Origin of the sequence: Psychrobacter sp. NPDC078409 (assembly GCF_050268505.1) — a bacterium.
Lineage (GTDB): Bacteria > Pseudomonadota > Gammaproteobacteria > Pseudomonadales > Moraxellaceae > Psychrobacter.
The window spans coordinates 186,857-204,139 of record NZ_JBNNGW010000001.1 but is presented as its reverse complement, the minus strand read 5'-3'; the positions used below and the strand labels follow the sequence as shown (position 1 = coordinate 204,139).

The window sequence follows — 17,283 nt, the reverse complement described above, 5'->3', positions numbered from 1 at the left end:
ATGCGACAGCTATGCGACTGATGTCTCTGACGGTTGTGCAAACATCGGTAAATCTGAAGCGCTTCGACCGTCATAGCTACTAGCAAGGGCAGTAAAGGCTTGCTCAATACCAAACTTAGAATCGGCTTCTAGGTCATGCTCGCTCAATACAAAGCTATCAACGCCCACACGTAGCATATAAGCAATTTGATCGCGGCCAAACGCGCCAGCCACTCGAATCTCGCCTGTATAACCGATTTGGCGCAGCGTACGTGCAAAGCTAAAGTGACGACCATCAGCGAATTTCGGCACGTCAATTACGATAAGCGCGTGCGTTGATAAGAACTCACTAAGTCCTTCTAGTGCATCAGCGTCAGTATCGGCAGTAACCCATAATCCAAGTCGACTACTGTGCTGTACGATTAGCTCATAAACTTCTTTAATCAGACCACCAGCTTGTGCGCCTGTCGTATCTAACAGATCAACAAGTGGCACGATGACGTCAGGCTTTTCTTGTTTTTGTAGTAGCTCAAGTAACGTAATGTTAGTCGATACAATGCTTTCTGGCAGTGCATCAGTAGTAAGTACATGCCATGTATCTTGACTGCCAATATCGACGCCATGACTGTCCAAAATATGGTGATTAGCCATAGACCTTCTCCTTAAATGGATCAATACCAACGCGCTCAACCAATTGCCCAAAGCTCTCTACATCGTTATCAGTGCTGGCACGTAAGTCCACATAGACATCAACGATCTGCTGTATGGTGTTGGCAACCTCAAGAGCAGGCACAGATTTTCCTAAGATTTTGCCAAGTTTGGCATCGTCGCTAGAGTTGCCGCCAAGGCTAATCTGATACCAATGTTCGCCTTTTTTATCGACACCCAAGATACCAATATCGCCTGTATGATGGTGCGCACAAGCATTGATACAGCCAGACATGTTTAGGCGAATCTCACCCAAATCGTATAGATAGTCTAGGTCATCGAACTGTTTTTCGATTTGCTCAGCGATGTTGTGCGTCGTTGCATTAGCAAGCGAGCAGTAATCCCAACCTGGGCAGACAATCATATCTGTTAGGGTGTTGATGTTTGCGCGCGCTAAATGTAATTCTGATAGCTGCTGCCATAACTCATAAAGCTTATTGGTCTCCACATCAGCGAATACTAGATTCTGCTGATAAGTACCCCGTAACTCACCAAAGCTGTATTTGTCAGAAAGGTCAGCCAGTGCATCCATTTGTGATTCACTGACGTCACCGGATGGTACATATTTACCATCGACCAAGCCTGCTTTGAGCGAAATAACCACGGCACGATAGCCAGCTATTTTATGGGCTACGGTGTTTTGGTTATACCAATTGGCAAAATCTTTATCAGCGTTTAATTGCTGTTGTAGCTCAGACTGTACTTGTAGTGCGTCAAACGATACATAGTCAGGCTCACTAAAGAAGCTGCTCGCAGTGGCAAAGTTCTCATCAGTCAAAGTCAATGGGCCATCTTTGGTATGAGCTTCCCACTCGGCATTGACCAATTTAGCAAAGGCTGGACCGCCCATGCTTTCGACCAAAATTTTGATACGTGATCTGTATTTGCTGCCTTTGTCACGGCGACCATGCAAGTTATAGACACGCAAGATGGCGTCTAAATAACTAAGCAGATGCTGACGTGGCAAGAATTTATTGATGACTTTACCAAGAACAGGGATACGTCCAAGCCCGCCACCAACCAATACTTCAAAACCAATCTCACCTTCATCATTGGTCTTTACGTGTAGACCGACATCATGTACTTGGGTTGCTGCACGGTCATCATTGGTGCCGATCACAGCAATCTTAAATTTACGTGGCAAAAAAGCAAACTCAGGGTGGAAGGTTGACCACTGACGAATAATTTCACAATAAGGACGTGGGTCAGCTATTTCTTCTTTATGGATACCAGCATATGGATCGGTAGTGGTATTACGAATACAGTTGCCTGAGGTTTGAATGGCATGCATCTGTACTGAGGCTAATTCAGCCAAAATATCTGGCACATCTTCTAGCTTTGGCCAGTTCAATTGAATATTGGTACGCGTCGTGAAGTGCCCATAGCCTTTATCATACTTACGAGTAATTTCGGCCAATTTGCGCAACTGGTAGCTGGCAAGCAAACCGTAAGGAATGGCGATACGCAACATCGGCGCATAACGCTGGATGTATAGGCCGTTTTGCAACCGCAGTGGCAAAAACTGCTCTTCTGGCAGCTCACCTGCCAAAAACCGCTCGGTTTGGTCGCGAAATTGGGCAACTCGTTCCTCTACCAAAGTCTGGTCAGCGTAATTATATTGATACATGACGTAATCTCAGTTTTGTTTTTAATCTTAAAATCAGCGACGAAAATGATTTGCGTGTGTAATAGGTTTTATTGCCGTTCGCAATGTAAATAATTCAGCTATACATCATATAAGCTTGTACCCAGAAACATAAATTCCTTTCAGACATATCCATATCCAAACACAGCATAAATTTTCATAACGAAAGTTAGGTAGCCTATGCGTATCAAATTTAATGCCCAGTCGCTAGTACGCTACTTATTATCTAGCGACGGCTTTCTTCTCAGTTTTGTACATTTAATCGCTGTTGCATTTTTGCTCATCTCTTCCAACCATTCTTTTTATAAGAGGTTTTAATAACTATATGTCTCAAACTCAAAGCCCAACTCAATCACAATTCAAATCAAAGCTGGTTCCTCCACACGGTAGTGCAGAGCTTAAGCCACTACTATTAAACGGTGCAGCACGCGATCAAGCATTAGAGCTTGCCAGCACATTGCCAACCATCACTCTAAGCTCACGTGAGCGCGGTGATTTAATCATGTTCGGTATCGGCGGCTTCACTCCGTTAAATGGCTTTATGAATCAAGCGGACTGGCAGGGCGTAGTAGACAACATGCGCTTGCAAAGCGGTGAAAACGCAGGCTTGTTTTGGCCAATTCCTATCACTTTGTCTGCGCCAAAAGAAACTGCGGATAATTTAAGCCAAGGCGATAAAGTAGCCTTGGTCGCTCAAGATGGCGAAGTCATGGGTATCTTAACGGTAGAAGAGACCTATACCATCGATAAAGAACATGAGTGTCAGCAAGTATTCACGACCACGGATTCAGAGCATCCAGGCGTACAGCAAGTATTGAACCAAGAAGCAGTCAATATTGCCGGTAGTGTTGAAGTGCTGAGCGAAGGCGAGTTCCCAACGTTATATCCAGAAATCTACAAAACGCCAGCAGAAACACGCGCAATCTTGGATGCTAAAGGCTGGAAAACAGTGGCTGCATTCCAAACGCGTAATCCAATGCACCGTTCACATGAATATCTGGCTAAGATTGCGATTGAGATCTGTGATGGTGTGTTGATTCATTCATTATTAGGCGCATTGAAACCTGGCGACATCCCTGCAGAAGTTCGTCAAGAAGCCATTAAAACGCTAATTGATAATTACTTTAGACAAGATACCGTTATACAAGCAGGCTATCCGTTGGATATGCGCTATGCTGGCCCACGTGAGGCATTATTACATGCGCTATTCCGTCAAAACTACGGCTGTAGCCATCTGATTGTTGGTCGTGATCATGCTGGTGTTGGCGATTACTATGGTGCGTTTGATGCGCAAACTATTTTTGAACATGTTGGTAAAGATGACCTTATCACCCAACCGCTCAAAATTGGCTGGACGTTCTGGTGTAACGCTTGTAATGCGATGGCCTCTGACAAGACTTGCCCGCATGACGCCTCTGAGCACGTTAAAGTGTCAGGTACTAAGCTGCGTAAAGCACTATCAGAAGACGAAGATGTACCAGATAACTTTAGCCGTCCAGAAGTACTACAAATTTTGCGTGACTACTATGCCGGCATCGCAAAAGAAGAGCGTGCTGAGGTTAAATTAACAGGTGCATCTGCGGTATAAGAGCAGATCATCAGTATAAATAACTCGTGCTAAATCAGTTATAAAAAAGGTGTCAGACTTATTGTCTGGCACCTTTTTGTTTTTATCACTACTTTCGAAATGAAAAACACGTCCTAACACATGCTAGCGATGACTATTAAATCTCCAAGCCTACTGCAAGCTTCTTATATTCTCCAGCAAGCGAGCCACCACCTGAGCAAAAATAGTTCAGTGCATACTTGTCTGGACTGTCGATGATGAGGGTGTCGTCCTTAAATTGGAAAAAAGCCGTACTGCCATTTACCTTTGCCTGAAAAATCGTACCGTGAGCAGTATCTTGCCCCATTAATGTCGCCTTACCATCGAAATGACAAGTAGGTTTTTTGATATCGCTGCGTGAGCGAACTTTAATGTCAATCTGATCACCATCTGCTCGTACCATCACGCCAACCCAATCATAGCCTTGTGCTCGTTTGTCGTAGTCGGCAGTAGCGTAATCCGCTGAAACTTTATCTGTTGAAAAATTGTCTGCTGAGACATTGTCACCCAAGATATTACTTTGAATAGCTGGCAAAGCAGATGTTGTACTGGCAACTGATTTGACCTTGCTGTGGCTATCGCTATTCATAGTGGGCGACACGTTATTACAGCCTGTTAAAGCCGCTAGGGTAGAGGTCATTATTATCAGCCCTACAATAGAATGAAATTGACGGTATGAAGTATTCATATAAGGGCCTTTGGTCAAGTAGGAGGGTAAGGTTTGCATAGTATCGAGATAATGAAAGTATCATTAATACAGCAAACTTTATAACGTACAAATAATGGTACAGCCTACCCAAATCATAGTCTACTTGATAAACCTGCCAGCAACTACTCAACCCATTTTATTCTTAATGATGCAAAACGATTACTCCTATCACTTATGCCAACTTCACTAGTCGATAAGCTAATTCATCACTAAGCGTTTGCTATTTATGCTGCTAGCATAGCCTGCATCATCCCGACAACCGAACTCAAAAGATTGTAGGCCCTGTGATGATGGTCAAGATTTTGACAAAACGCTTCTAATACTTTTATCGAGAGCATCATGCAAAAAAAATTCCAACAAATCAGCATTGCTAGCATTCAATCAACTAATAATAAGCCTGTAAAAGCACGTGTACTTGCCACTAGCGGCATGCTCGCAGCAGCGATAATGATGACAGGCTGCAGTCCAACAGAAGCGACGCAAGATGACGCGGCAAATAGTGCCAGTGGCAGGACGCAAGATGTCGAACTACTCAACGTCTCCTATGATGTGTCTCGCGACTTTTACAAAGACTACAACACTTTATTCAGTACCGACTATCAAAAGACTCACCCAAACAGCAAAGTAAATATCAATCAGTCACATGGCGGCTCTAGTAAGCAAGCGCTCTCTGTCGCCAATGGTTTGCAAGCGGATGTGGTGACCTTTAACCAAGAGAGCGATATGAATCTATTGGTGGAAAAAGGCTTGGTCGCTGCTGATTGGCAGCAAGCACTACCTAACAATGCCGTGCCGTACACCAGTACCATGGTACTACTGGTCCGCGCTGGTAATCCAAAAAATATCAAAGACTGGTCAGATTTGGCACGTAATGATATCGATGTGGTCATCCCGAACCCAAAAACTAGTGGTACAGCACGTTATGCCTTCTTAGGTGCCTACGGTTATGGCTTGCACCAATTCAAAGAAAGCAATAATGAAAACCCTGTAAAAACCAATGACTTTATTAAAAAGCTGCTGGCCAATGTCGTCACTTATGACAATGGCGCGCGCGCTGCGACTACCAGCTTTACCCAGCGTGGTCTAGGTGATGTATTGATCACGACCGAAAACGAAGCACATTTGGCTGCACAGCAATTTGCAAAGGGTAACGTTGATATCGTATATCCGAGCTATTCGATTACGATTGCCAACCCAGTAGCGGTCGTAACAGCAGTGACTGAAAAGTCTGGTAAGACGGAAGCGGCTAGTACTTATTTGAAAGGCTTATGGGATAAACCTGCCCAAGAGCTCATGGCAAAAATGTACATGCGTCCAAGTGATGAGCAAATTCTAGCTGCTCATAAAGATACCTTGCCTGATATTGAAACGTTTGAACCTGTGGCTGTGTTTGGCTCATGGGCAGATATTATGGATGCTTTCTTTGTAGATGGCGGCCGTTTTGATCAGCTGGCAACCACGAAGTAGTCGTTAATTTTTAGTTTATAGAACTATCTATCTTAGCTGCTTTCAATAAAACGCGGACAAGATAGATAGGGCACATGCCAGTATTAAAACCATCAATAAACAAACAGTCGGTTATACACATAGATTCTTTTAACAACTTATTGATATGTATGGCTTTGTTTACTGGTTATTCCCTTTTGGCAATAACATACGCATATTCATCATTAAACATAATAAGATGGCGCTGTTAGCATACTTGCATTACACAACAGACATCTTTGAGGTATTTATGACAGACGTAGCTCGTTATCAACAGAAAAGCAAAACCCTTAGTGCTTTGAGTATTGCTGGCGTTGCTTTGACATTGGGTCTAGCTGGCTGTAGCAACAGTGAGACTACCGAGGCCGCAGCTGATGGTTCAGCAACGACAGAAGGGCAAAATATCGAGCTGCTTAATGTCTCTTATGATGTGGCACGTGATTTCTATAAAGATTACAACCCGTTGTTTGTCGAGCATTACAAGGCTGAGAACCCAGACAGCAATATCCTAATCAAACAGTCACATGGCGGCTCAAGTAAGCAAGCATTGTCTGTGGCCAACGGTCTACAAGCGGATGTTGCCACCATGAACCAAGGGTCTGATATTGAGCTGCTTGAGAAAAAAGGCTTGGTTGAGTCAGATTGGGAAAGCAAATTCCCAGACAACGCGGTTCCTTTTACCAGTACGATTGTATTCTTGGTGCGTAAAGACAATCCAAAAAACATCAAAGACTGGGAAGATTTGACCAAAGACGGTGTTGAGATTGTCATGGCCAATCCAAAAGTGACGGGTAACGGTCGTTATGCGTTCTTGGGTGCTTATGGTTATGGTCTACATGCTTTTAATAAAGATGAAACAAAAGCTAAAGGCTACGTAAAAGACATGCTAAAAAATGTCAAAGTCTATGAAAACGGCGGACGTGCAGCAACGACAACTTTCGTACAGCGCGGTATTGGTGATGTGTTGGTTACTTTTGAAAACGAAGCCAACCTTGCAGCAACTGATTTTGGCGCGGGTCAAGTAGACATCGTTTATCCCAAATACTCGATTAAGTCAGAAAGCCCTGTGGCAGTTGTGAAGACGGTAACAGATAAAAAAGGCACTACAGACGCTGCCAAAGCATATCTTGACTACTTATGGAGTGAGCCTGCTCAGCAACTAGCCGCTGATCTATATCTACGCCCTAGCGTTAAGAGCGTGCTTGATAAAAACGGTGACAAATTACCGCCTGTTGAGACTTTCCGCCCGAATGATGCCTTTGGTACTTGGGATGAGATCATGAGCACTTACTTCAGTGATGGCGGTGTATTTGACCAATTGGCAATTAACGCGCCTCAGTAATCGCGAGCTAAGTACTTAGATTAGCTACTGCGCTAAACACTGAAACTGATTAGCTCAGTTAATCGTACAGTCAGTCATGAAGCACCCCATAAAGGACATGGTCGTACGCGCTATGTCCTTTATATCATAAGCCGACCAATAATAATTTTGATAACAATGGTAATAATGGTCTTACAGTGAGCACCCTCGCTAAGTACCATCAGTTAGGCAATAGGACATCACTATGAGTGCAACATCTTCTTCTGCCAGTAAGCCCGGCAACAAAAAAGGTTGGCTGACCCGTTTGCGTCAGCGCAATGTGCTACCCGGGTTCGGTCTGAGCATGGGTATTACTGTCTTTAGCTTGTCGTTATTGGTGGTACTACCGTTTGCCATGATGGCCTATACCACGACGCAGATGGGTTGGACTGGTTTTTGGGAAACCATTACGCAGCCACAAGTCACTGCCGCTATTAAGCTGAGCTTATGGATGTCGTTTTTGGCGATGCTGACTAATATGGTATTTGGCACATTGGTCGCATGGGTACTTGTGCGCTATGAGTTTTGGGGTAAGTCACTGATTAATGCCTTAGTCGATTTGCCATTTGCACTACCAACCGCTGTTACGGGTATTTCGCTTGCCACTTTATATGCGCCTAATGGCTTGATTGGTCAATGGTTTGCCAAGTTCGATATTCAGGTTGCCTTTACGCCGATAGGTATTTGGCTAGCACTGGTTGTGGTGAGCTTCCCCTTTATTGTCCGCGCGGTACAGCCCGTACTCGCTGAGCTATCTGTTGAGTTTGAAGAAGCTGCGGCGGTATTGGGCGCTAATCGTTTGACGACTTTTCGTAAAGTGATTTTACCAGAGCTATTGCCTGCTTTGTTAATGGGCGCAGGTATGATGTTTGCCCGTGCCACTGGTGAGTATGGTTCAGTTATTTTTATCGCGGGCAATATTCCGATGCAGTCTGAGATTTTGCCGCTCATTATTATCAGTAAACTTGAGCAATTTGATATTCAAGGTGCTTCTGCGGTTGCACTATTTATGCTACTCATATCATTTGTCATCTTGCTGACTATTAATATCATGCAGTGGAAACTGTCGCGCCGTGTAGGAGCTCGCTAATATGCAAATATCTAATAGCTACGACTACCAAAGCAACGCTGCGACCAAAGATACGCCATGGATACGCCGTACCTTTATTGCCATTGCTGTGTTATTTATGATTGTCATGTTGGTCATTCCATTACTGGCTGTGTTTTACGAAGCCTTTAAAAATGGTTGGCAGTTATATATTGCTTCATTAGTAGACCCTGAAGCTTTACAAGCTATCAAGCTTACGCTCATCACGGCAGGAATTGTCTTACCGATTAATATGGTAATGGGCATTGCGATTGCATGGCTTGTCACGCGTTACCAGTTTAAAGGTAAGCAGCTGGTCACTACTTTGCTAGATTTACCATTTTCGGTATCACCAGTGGTTGCAGGCTTGATGTTTGTACTGCTGTTTGGACTGAACTCTACTATCGGCGGTTGGCTTGAGAGTATGGGTTTCCAAGTGATCTATGCGGTGCCTGGTATCATTTTGGCGACGTTGTTTGTGACCTTTCCTTTTGTTGCACGTGAGCTGATCCCATTGATGCAGACTCAAGGCGACTCTGAAGAGCAAGCAGCGCTCACACTAGGTGCGACTGGTTGGCAGACGTTTTGGCATGTGACATTGCCTAATATCAAATGGGCGCTGTTGTACGGTTTGATTTTGACCAATGCCCGCGCGATGGGTGAGTTTGGTGCGGTCAGCGTGGTTTCCGGTCACATTCGCGGCGAGACCAACACCATGCCGCTATTGGTTGAGATTGCCTATAACGATTATAACTTTACCGCTGCATTTGCCTTATCAAGCATATTGGCTGCATTAGCCTTAGTGACGCTACTGATTCAGCAAGTCATGACTAAGATACAAGAGCGTAAATTTGCCAAGTCTGAGCGGCTTGCCAGTGCACCTGAGCTGCCAGTAAGTGCTAACGCCACTGTCGCCACTGAATCGACGAGTGCGGACAGTACTGGCAAGGTATAACTGCCATTATCTGATAAATGATGTTAATACTACGGATGCAGTCGCTACTCAGCTACTTGCCACGATACGACAAAAGATATAATAAGAGATACGATTATGAGCATTGAGATTCGCAACGTTAATAAAAAATTCGGCAATTTTACCGCTTTAGATAATATCAATATCACGGTGCCGACTGGCAAACTAACGACGTTACTAGGTCCATCAGGCTGCGGTAAGACCACTTTGCTACGTATTATCGCGGGTCTGGAATATGCCGACTCGGGACAGGTATTGTTCGATGAGCTGGATGTGACCAATACCCCAGTCCAAAAACGCCATATTGGCTTTATGTTTCAGCATTATGCACTGTTTCGCCATAAGAACATCGCGGATAATGTGGCGTTTGGTCTGACCTTGTTGCCAAAAAACGAGCGTCCGAGCAAAGCTGATATCAATAAGCGTGTGGCAGAGCTCTTAGACCTCGTACAGCTACCACAGGTTGCCAATGCTTATCCGCATCAGCTATCAGGTGGTCAGCGCCAACGCATTGCGCTAGCACGTGCACTTGCTGTTAAACCGAAGCTGTTGCTGTTAGATGAGCCGTTTGGTGCACTAGATGCCAAAGTTCGTAAAGAGCTGCGCACATGGCTAAAGAACATCCACCACGAGCTTGGTATCACCAGTATCATGGTAACGCATGATCAAGAAGAAGCACGTGCGGTATCAGATGAGATCGTCGTGATGAATCAGGGCCGAGTAGAGCAGGTGGGCACGTCAGAGGAGCTGATACACCAGCCAGCCAACGCCTTTATCAGCGATTTCTTAGATCTTGTATAATTATTTGATCTAGCGCAATTTAGGTCAAATTATCAACATTATTATCAACATTTAAGCCAAAAAAAGACCTACGAGAGTAGGTCTTTTTTGGTCTGCGCATTGCCGCAGATATATTGTCTCAAGCGCTTTTTATAAAGCACAGTCAAAGAACCAAAAATCTAAGCGGACACAAGCGGACAATCGTATCTACGCAAGATCCGATACATCTCTACTAGTGCCTCTAGGAGTGATTTGCTCGTAGGTGATGTCTAAGATATCTTGACACCAATCTGGTAAATCATCAGCGACCTCATACCACATCCAAGTACCGTCACGCACACAGCTCAAGATACCCAATTTTTTCAAATGGTTTAGGTGGCGTGATATCGTTGGTTGTGGCTGGTCAAGCATATCTACCAAATCACCCACGCAACGTGCTTCTTTCTTAAAAAGAATTTGAAATATTTTTAGACGTGTCGGATCAGATAGGACTTTGAATAAATCGATAGGTCGTATCGTAAAATTATTATCAGACATAGGAGGATTCCAATGGGCTTCGTTAATAGGGGTTCAATATAACAGCAGTTATCTACAAAATCGATTAAAAAATAAGCAAATTTACAGTTCATCGTTAATTTACTACCTTTGACAATATTCGGTTACACGCACACTTATATCCACTTACATAAATGAACTGCCTGTAATACAAGGATACTGTCTCAACGAATAAATATATCGAATGTGATTGAAAATGATAATAATTATCGTTATTATACTGCAAGCGATAAACGTGATTTCAACGACTAAGTTTTCATTGCTAGAAAACAGTAAATTATCCGTTTATCAATGACACTTATCACAAAGTTTTTATATAAGTGTCTTATGCCGTCATTATCGAATAGTGGTATTCCGAGGAGCCAATCCATGTACGTATGTATCTGCAACAACGTAAAAGAAAAGCAAATCAAAGCAGCTATTGCTGCAGGTGTTGATACGCTCGATGGTCTAAAAGATACGCTCGATGTAGCAACGTGCTGTGGCTGTTGTGAGCCGATGGTCAATGACTACCTAGACGAACACCATGCAAAACTCGATAATCTAGCATATGCTGTTTAAATATTATCAATCATATACCTTGTAATATAATACGATAAAATATATTCAATATTCTGCATCTAAATTTATTATACATAAAGGGTCGGGTGCAAGCGTCCATATAATCTCACTCAAACGCCAGCATGTTACATAACACATATCAATACTAGTTGTAGCTAATTATGATTCTCAATTAGCATCTTATTCTTAGTTCATAACGTTACACCCTATACTGCGCCTGTATGCTACTATATTTACCTGAGATTAGAAGCCATTTTGTTGATTTTGATTTTTACTGATCAGTTTGCCAATTATGCTATCCTTATATAATAAATTGTGGATGTATTGTGATCGGTAAAAATAAATAGGGGAGTACGCGTTATGATAGGTAGCCAGAAAGTCATTGATTATCTGAATTTCTTACTAGGTGGTGAGCTTGCCGCTCGTGACCAATATTTTATCCATTCAGAGATGTACGCTGAGTGGCACTATGGCAAGTTATACGACCGTATCCATCATGAAATGGAAGACGAAACGCTACACGCACAGAATATTATTCGTCGTATCTTGATGTTGAGTGGCACGCCAAAGATGTCTGTCGACGCTATCCATATCGGTACGACTGTCCCTGAAATGTTGCAGTTTGACCTAGATTTAGAGTACCAAGTACAAAAGCATCTCAAAGAAGGTATCGCACTTTGCGAAGCAGAGCATGACTATGTCACGCGTGAGATGTTGGTCGAGCAATTGAAAGACACCGAAGAAGATCATGCGCATTGGCTTGAGCAGCAGCTTCGTCTCATCGACATGATTGGTCTACCGAATTACCTACAAAGCCAAGTGGCTGAAGTCACTCCTAATATTGTCTGATATCATCCTACGTATGAATAGCATTCACAGTATTTAGCATAAATAACAGAGATTAAGGGAGAAAGGTAATGACAGGGGATAAAGAAGTTATTCGCGCGTTAAACAAAGTACTTGGGCAGTCACTGATTGCCATCAACCAGTATTTTTTGCATGCTCGTATTGCACGTCATTGGGGGCTAGAGGCGCTTAATGACTCATTGTATAAGCAATCTATTGCTGAGATGAAATGGTCAGACGACCTAATCGCTCGTATTTTATTGCTAGGCGGTTTGCCAAACTTGCAGGAACTGGGCAAGGTATTGGTTGGTGAAGATGTACCAGAAATCATTGAGTGCAATCTACGCCTTGAGAGACAAAAGTTCGATATTATTACCGATGCCGTCACCTTGTGTGAGACAAAGTCTGACTATGTATCTCGCCAGCTATTAGTCACGCTAAAAGATGGCAATGAAGAGTATGAAGACTGGTTAGAGACGCAGCAGGACTTGATAGAAAGTATTGGTGTAGAGCGATACATCCAATCGCAAATGAGTGATGATGACGCATAATAATAGTATTAACTATTGATGTAAGTCGTAATAAAAAAAGCCAGTATGAGATTGATAACACAATCGCATACTGGCTTTTTTCTGTCTATAGATAAGCTATTTCTAACGTTTTGGCTATACAGAATAGAGATGTGTTGTACGTAAAATCTCACTCACTTGTCTCTATTGACAATACGCTCTAGTATAAACCGCGTCCATCCTCAGGTTTCAGACGTAAAAAATACAGCCCCGAGAGAATGGTCAAAATGCCCAATATCCAATAAGTGGTTTGGAACGCCACTAGTGTATCCATCTGTAGACGCTCACGTAATAGATTTAACACAGCGGCACCGAACGCAATGCCAAAGCTAATCGCTAGCTGCTGATTGACCGCCATTAAGCTATTGCCACTACTGGTTTGTGTGCCCTGTAAATCGCCAATAGTAATCGTATTCATCGCACTGAACTGCATAGAGTTGCAGGCACCCATGATGGTCAAAATAGGTATAAACCATAGCCACTGCGACGCATCGTTAAACTGCGCCAGTACAATAATAAGTGAGCCCATAAACAAAGTATTGTAGACCAGCACTTTACGGTAGCTAAACCGCTGAATAATTTTGCTAACCCAAGGTTTGATACCTATGGCACCAACCGCAATCGGAGCAAGCAGCCAACCTGCTTGCGAAGGTGAGTACTCAAACACCACTTGTAGTAGTAGAGGCAGCAAAAATGGTACTGCACTGATACCAAGCCGCGTAAACAAATTGCCTGTAATACCAATTCGAAAGGTGCGAATATCAAACAAGCTCAGTGGAAACAGGGGAGCTGCTCGCCGTTTGGCATGCCAGACATACGCACCGATCAATAGACTTGCGCCTAATCCAAGCAACAACCCATAAACTCCGCGACCTGTCTGTGAACCAAACTCGACAGCCAGTGTGAACCCGCAAGCAGCGGCGGCAAACAATACAAACCCTGTCCAATCAAGACGCTTAGTATCTTCATAGAGCGCTGGGACCAGTTTTTTGCCCATGATAAAACCTGCCACACCCATCGGTATATTGATTAAAAATATCCAATGCCAGCTAGCATACTGCACGATATAGCCGCCCAATACTGGACCGACTAGTGGTGCAACCAACGCTGGTATCACAGCGAAATTCATCACAGTGAGCAGCTTATTGCGCGGATAAGACTTAACCAATATCAAACGAGCGACAGGCGTCATCATGGCACCGCCGATACCCTGTACCACACGTGAAGCAACCAAAAAATCTAATGTTTGCGACGCCGCACACAGTAATGAGCCAACACAAAAAATGATGACCGCTGATAAAAATACGCGGCGTGTGCCATATTTATCCGCTAAAAAACCACTGATAGGGATAAAAATCGCCAAGGTTAATGCGTAGCTGATGACGGCCCACTGCATCTTTAGTGGTGACTCACCGAGTGCCTGCGCCATTTGTGGCAACGAGGTGTTCAAAATAGTAGCGTCTAAAATTTGCATAAACAGCGCGACTGCTAGCACATAGGGTAAGTATTTATCTTGAGTCGGGGTGAGCGTTACCATGTGAGTCCCATTGAACGTCTCGTTATGAAGTAAGAAAATAGCGTATTTGCGAACAGATCACTATGCAAGCTGAGTAGTATAAGAAAGCCTAGCTCATAATAAAAGTGACTCAAAGTAACTGATATAAGATAACTTATATAAGAGCAACGATGCGAAGGGTAGCTAATAAAAAGGCAAAGAGGCGAAATATGACAAGAAATTCGATGCGTGCTAATAGCTCCTCTGTATTTACTCTGGCAGTAGAAACACAACATTGATTACAAGAGAGGACTTTAAAGTCGTTACGAGTTCTCGTTATAGTAAACCTTCACGGCAGTCATAAATACAAACCGAGGATAAATTATGAGTCAAGATAATAATAAATACGTACCACCAAAAGTTTGGACGCAAGATAAAGACAACGGCGGCAAGTTTGCTAGTATTAATAGTCCAACGTCTGGAGCTCGCTATGATAAAGAGCTGCCCGTTGGTGATGCTCCGTTACAGCTGTACTCGTTAAATACACCAAATGGTGTCAAGGTAAACATACTATTAGAAGAGCTGGCCGAACTTGGTATTGATGGGGCAGCATATGATGCCTATAAAATCGATATTTCTAAAGGTGAGCAGTTTGGCTCAGGGTTCGTAGAGATAAACCCCAATTCAAAGATTCCAGCCTTGGTCGATCATTCTACTGATACAGCAGAGGGGCCGATAGCACTCTTTGAGTCGGGTGCTATCTTAATGTATCTAGCAGAAAAGTTTGATAAGTTCCTACCACTGGCTACTGGCAAAGCGCGAGCAGATTGTTTGTCTTGGATTATGTGGCAAATGGGTAGCGCGCCTTTCTTAGGTGGCGGCTTTGGACACTTTTATGCGTATGCGCCTGAACCTCTAGAGTACCCAATCAACCGCTATACGATGGAAACCAAGCGTCAGCTCGATGTATTAGATACGCATTTAAAAGATAATGAGTACCTGTGCGGCAATGATGAGTCTGATTACAACATTGCGGATATGATTGTCTGGTCTTGGTATGGTCAGTTGGCACTAGGTAAGCTCTATGACGCGGCAGAATTTTTACAAGTAGAAGACTATAAACACTTGCAGCGTTGGGCTAAGAAAATCGCTGAACGTCCTGCGGTTAAACGTGCAGTAGCGCTAGAGCTAAAACCAATCGACTAAACTAAGTACTCAATACAGTTTAGATCTAACAGTACATTTTAAGCATAAATAAACCTTAAACACAGCAGCAAGGCTGATAAGCAAATAGCTTATCAGCCTTTTTATTTATATTCATAAAAATGAATATAACGTATGCTAGGTCTTCCCTTTGTCTTTACATAATGATACATTAGTACAACAGATAGAAACACTAGTGCGTTAAGATAGCCGAGCACCATTACAATAGACAGGTGTTTATACTTCTTCTACTGAAAGGTGATGATTATGAAAGACAATAATTATATAAACGATATGTCGCTATCAAGAGGCGCTGATTTAACTGGTGTTAGTAGGTCAGGCATTACCTATGACGATAATAATTATGATGACAATAGCTATGAAGATAGTGCCCAGTCTAATAAAGATCCCAAAAACATCACTGTAGAGCATTATTCAGAAAACATACCTAAAAAAATAAAAGAACAACCCACCTTTATGATAAAAAATAAAATATTACTGCCTGTATTTGCAGCGCTTAGCACAGCTTTATTCAGTACCACTAGTATGGCCAGTACATCGACTGAGTTTACCAGTCAAGACTGGCAAGTCGTTTGTGATAATACGCGTACGTGCCGGCTGGCAGGGTATCAAGCAGAGAATAACAGTGAGTTTCCGGTTTCTATATTGCTCGTACGCCGCGCAGGTGCGAATGCTAGCGTGGATGGTAAAGTAAAGCTTGGCGGGGCAAAGGACAGCTCGTCTAAAGCCTTAATGCAGCTTGGTAATCGTCATCGCATCTCGTTGTTTATTAATGACAAGGATTATGGCGAGACGAAGCCGTATTCAGCCGTTGCAGGTAACGCTGAGCTTACTCAAACGCAGGTAACTGCATTGTTAGAGGCGTTGACCAAATCTAGCAAGATTACGTTGGCCTTGCGCAATTCACGTTGGCAGCTCTCTGACAAAGGTGCCAGTGCTGCTATGCTAAAAGCCGATGAGTTCCAAGGTCGCGTTGGTACATCCAGTGCTTTTGTCAAAAATGAAGATGCTGTTAAATCTAGTGGCGGTATATTACCTCCTAAAGCCGCGCCAGTACTGCGGTTTGTCGTGCCAAGTGCCAAAGCGGACGATGGTAATGACAAAAAATTTGTGATGAGGTCCTCTCAGTTAGCAGCGTTGGTAAAAGGCACAATGAAAGATGCAGACAGCGTTTGTCCCAATCTTTCAGACAAATCACCTTGGCGTATCAGTCGTCTTAATGGCTCGCAACTGTTGGCACAGCATGAGTGCTGGACAGGCGCTTATAACGCTGGAGCAGGGGTTTGGGTAATCAATGACAGTAAACCTTATAAGCCAACATTGGTGACGACCAATGCTACTGGCTACGATAAAGGCAAGCTTACCTCTATACAAAAAGGTCGCGGCATCGGTGATTGCATGAGCAAAACCGATTGGCTATGGACGGGCCGTACATTTGAAAAGAATCATGAAAGCACCACTGGACTATGCCGCTTAATCGAGGCGGGCGGGGCATGGCAGCTACCTACCTATGTCACAGAAGTCAAAGTAGTACGATAGATAAATAGCGAGTAGTTCATTTACTTTAGTTATTCAATTTTGCTTTAGGTATTAAATAAATCACCTAAAATTGTTTATTATCAACACTGTTAGTGCTTATTTACTCAGTAATTGAAGAAATAGGTACATATAATTTTTTATTGTGCTATACTGCGTCGCCAC

16 protein-coding genes are annotated in these 17,283 nt (G+C 43.3%); 11 read left to right on the top strand and 5 right to left on the bottom strand.

Translation table 11 applies throughout. The annotated features are described in order from the left end of the window. Positions 1 to 9: 9 nt before the first annotated feature. Positions 10 to 630: a DUF934 domain-containing protein gene (locus ACQKC9_RS00670; protein WP_427620125.1), complete on the bottom strand. Its 621-nt coding sequence runs from the start codon at positions 628 to 630 to the stop codon at positions 10 to 12. After that, positions 623 to 2,314: a nitrite/sulfite reductase gene (locus ACQKC9_RS00665; RefSeq protein WP_427620124.1), complete on the bottom strand. Its 1,692-nt coding sequence runs from the start codon at positions 2,312 to 2,314 to the stop codon at positions 623 to 625. Before ACQKC9_RS00665 ends, ACQKC9_RS00670 begins: the two co-directional genes overlap by 8 nt. Before the next feature lie 343 nt (positions 2,315 to 2,657). Here ACQKC9_RS00665 and sat point away from each other — a divergent pair, with 343 nt between their 5' ends. Next, positions 2,658 to 3,920, top strand: coding sequence for a sulfate adenylyltransferase (gene sat, locus ACQKC9_RS00660; protein ID WP_427620123.1), 1,263 nt, complete (start codon positions 2,658 to 2,660; stop codon positions 3,918 to 3,920). Between the two features lie 136 nt (positions 3,921 to 4,056). Here the strand turns inward: sat and ACQKC9_RS00655 are convergent, their stop codons facing one another. Further along, positions 4,057 to 4,626: a hypothetical protein gene (locus tag ACQKC9_RS00655; protein WP_427620122.1), complete on the bottom strand. Its 570-nt coding sequence runs from the start codon at positions 4,624 to 4,626 to the stop codon at positions 4,057 to 4,059. A 360-nt stretch (positions 4,627 to 4,986) separates the two neighbouring features. Between ACQKC9_RS00655 and ACQKC9_RS00650 the strand changes: the two genes are divergently transcribed. The 5 genes from ACQKC9_RS00650 to ACQKC9_RS00630 all read left to right on the top strand — a co-directional run bounded on the left by ACQKC9_RS00650 (position 4,987) and on the right by ACQKC9_RS00630 (position 10,353). Continuing rightward, on the top strand, positions 4,987 to 6,114 hold the full coding sequence (locus tag ACQKC9_RS00650; RefSeq protein WP_427620121.1) for a sulfate ABC transporter substrate-binding protein: 1,128 nt from the start codon (positions 4,987 to 4,989) through the stop codon (positions 6,112 to 6,114). A gap of 268 nt (positions 6,115 to 6,382) precedes the next feature. Beyond that, complete coding sequence (locus ACQKC9_RS00645) at positions 6,383 to 7,474, top strand: sulfate ABC transporter substrate-binding protein (RefSeq protein ID WP_397477486.1); 1,092 nt, start codon at positions 6,383 to 6,385, stop codon at positions 7,472 to 7,474. Positions 7,475 to 7,697: 223 nt separating this feature from the next. Next, a complete protein-coding gene (gene cysT, locus ACQKC9_RS00640) occupies positions 7,698 to 8,582 on the top strand; it encodes a sulfate ABC transporter permease subunit CysT (protein ID WP_057760265.1) in 885 nt (294 codons plus the stop codon). Between the two features lies 1 nt (position 8,583). After that, positions 8,584 to 9,534, top strand: coding sequence for a sulfate ABC transporter permease subunit CysW (gene cysW, locus ACQKC9_RS00635; protein WP_160021719.1), 951 nt, complete (start codon positions 8,584 to 8,586; stop codon positions 9,532 to 9,534). A gap of 96 nt (positions 9,535 to 9,630) precedes the next feature. After that, the gene (locus ACQKC9_RS00630) at positions 9,631 to 10,353 is read left to right on the top strand and encodes a sulfate/molybdate ABC transporter ATP-binding protein (RefSeq protein ID WP_082624600.1); all 723 of its coding nucleotides are present in this window, start codon (positions 9,631 to 9,633) and stop codon (positions 10,351 to 10,353) included. Between the two features lie 186 nt (positions 10,354 to 10,539). On the opposite strand, the gene ACQKC9_RS00625 is transcribed toward ACQKC9_RS00630, so the two are convergent. After that, positions 10,540 to 10,869, bottom strand: a complete 330-nt coding sequence (locus tag ACQKC9_RS00625; protein WP_057760261.1) for an ArsR/SmtB family transcription factor — start codon at positions 10,867 to 10,869, stop codon at positions 10,540 to 10,542. A 387-nt stretch (positions 10,870 to 11,256) separates the two neighbouring features. Here ACQKC9_RS00625 and ACQKC9_RS00620 point away from each other — a divergent pair, with 387 nt between their 5' ends. The 3 genes from ACQKC9_RS00620 (at position 11,257) to bfr (ACQKC9_RS00610) (ending at position 12,845) form a co-directional block, all read left to right on the top strand. Continuing rightward, positions 11,257 to 11,448: a (2Fe-2S)-binding protein gene (locus ACQKC9_RS00620; RefSeq protein WP_101205900.1), complete on the top strand. Its 192-nt coding sequence runs from the start codon at positions 11,257 to 11,259 to the stop codon at positions 11,446 to 11,448. Between the two features lie 360 nt (positions 11,449 to 11,808). After that, positions 11,809 to 12,297 (top strand): bacterioferritin, encoded by a 489-nt coding sequence (bfr, locus tag ACQKC9_RS00615; protein WP_427620120.1) that lies wholly within the window; start codon positions 11,809 to 11,811, stop codon positions 12,295 to 12,297. Between the two features lie 68 nt (positions 12,298 to 12,365). Continuing rightward, positions 12,366 to 12,845 (top strand): bacterioferritin, encoded by a 480-nt coding sequence (bfr, locus tag ACQKC9_RS00610; protein ID WP_057760255.1) that lies wholly within the window; start codon positions 12,366 to 12,368, stop codon positions 12,843 to 12,845. A gap of 178 nt (positions 12,846 to 13,023) precedes the next feature. Here bfr (ACQKC9_RS00610) and ACQKC9_RS00605 read toward each other — a convergent pair whose 3' ends face one another. After that, positions 13,024 to 14,400 carry a DHA2 family efflux MFS transporter permease subunit gene (locus ACQKC9_RS00605; protein WP_427620119.1) on the bottom strand — a complete coding sequence of 459 codons (1,377 nt, stop codon included), beginning with the start codon at positions 14,398 to 14,400 and terminating at the stop codon, positions 13,024 to 13,026. A 342-nt stretch (positions 14,401 to 14,742) separates the two neighbouring features. On the opposite strand from ACQKC9_RS00605, the gene yghU reads away from it, so the two are divergent. Beyond that, positions 14,743 to 15,564 (top strand): glutathione-dependent disulfide-bond oxidoreductase, encoded by an 822-nt coding sequence (yghU, locus tag ACQKC9_RS00600; protein ID WP_160021722.1) that lies wholly within the window; start codon positions 14,743 to 14,745, stop codon positions 15,562 to 15,564. Between the two features lie 264 nt (positions 15,565 to 15,828). Further along, complete coding sequence (locus tag ACQKC9_RS00595; protein WP_427620118.1) at positions 15,829 to 17,121, top strand: DUF1176 domain-containing protein; 1,293 nt, start codon at positions 15,829 to 15,831, stop codon at positions 17,119 to 17,121. Positions 17,122 to 17,283 lie beyond the last annotated feature (162 nt).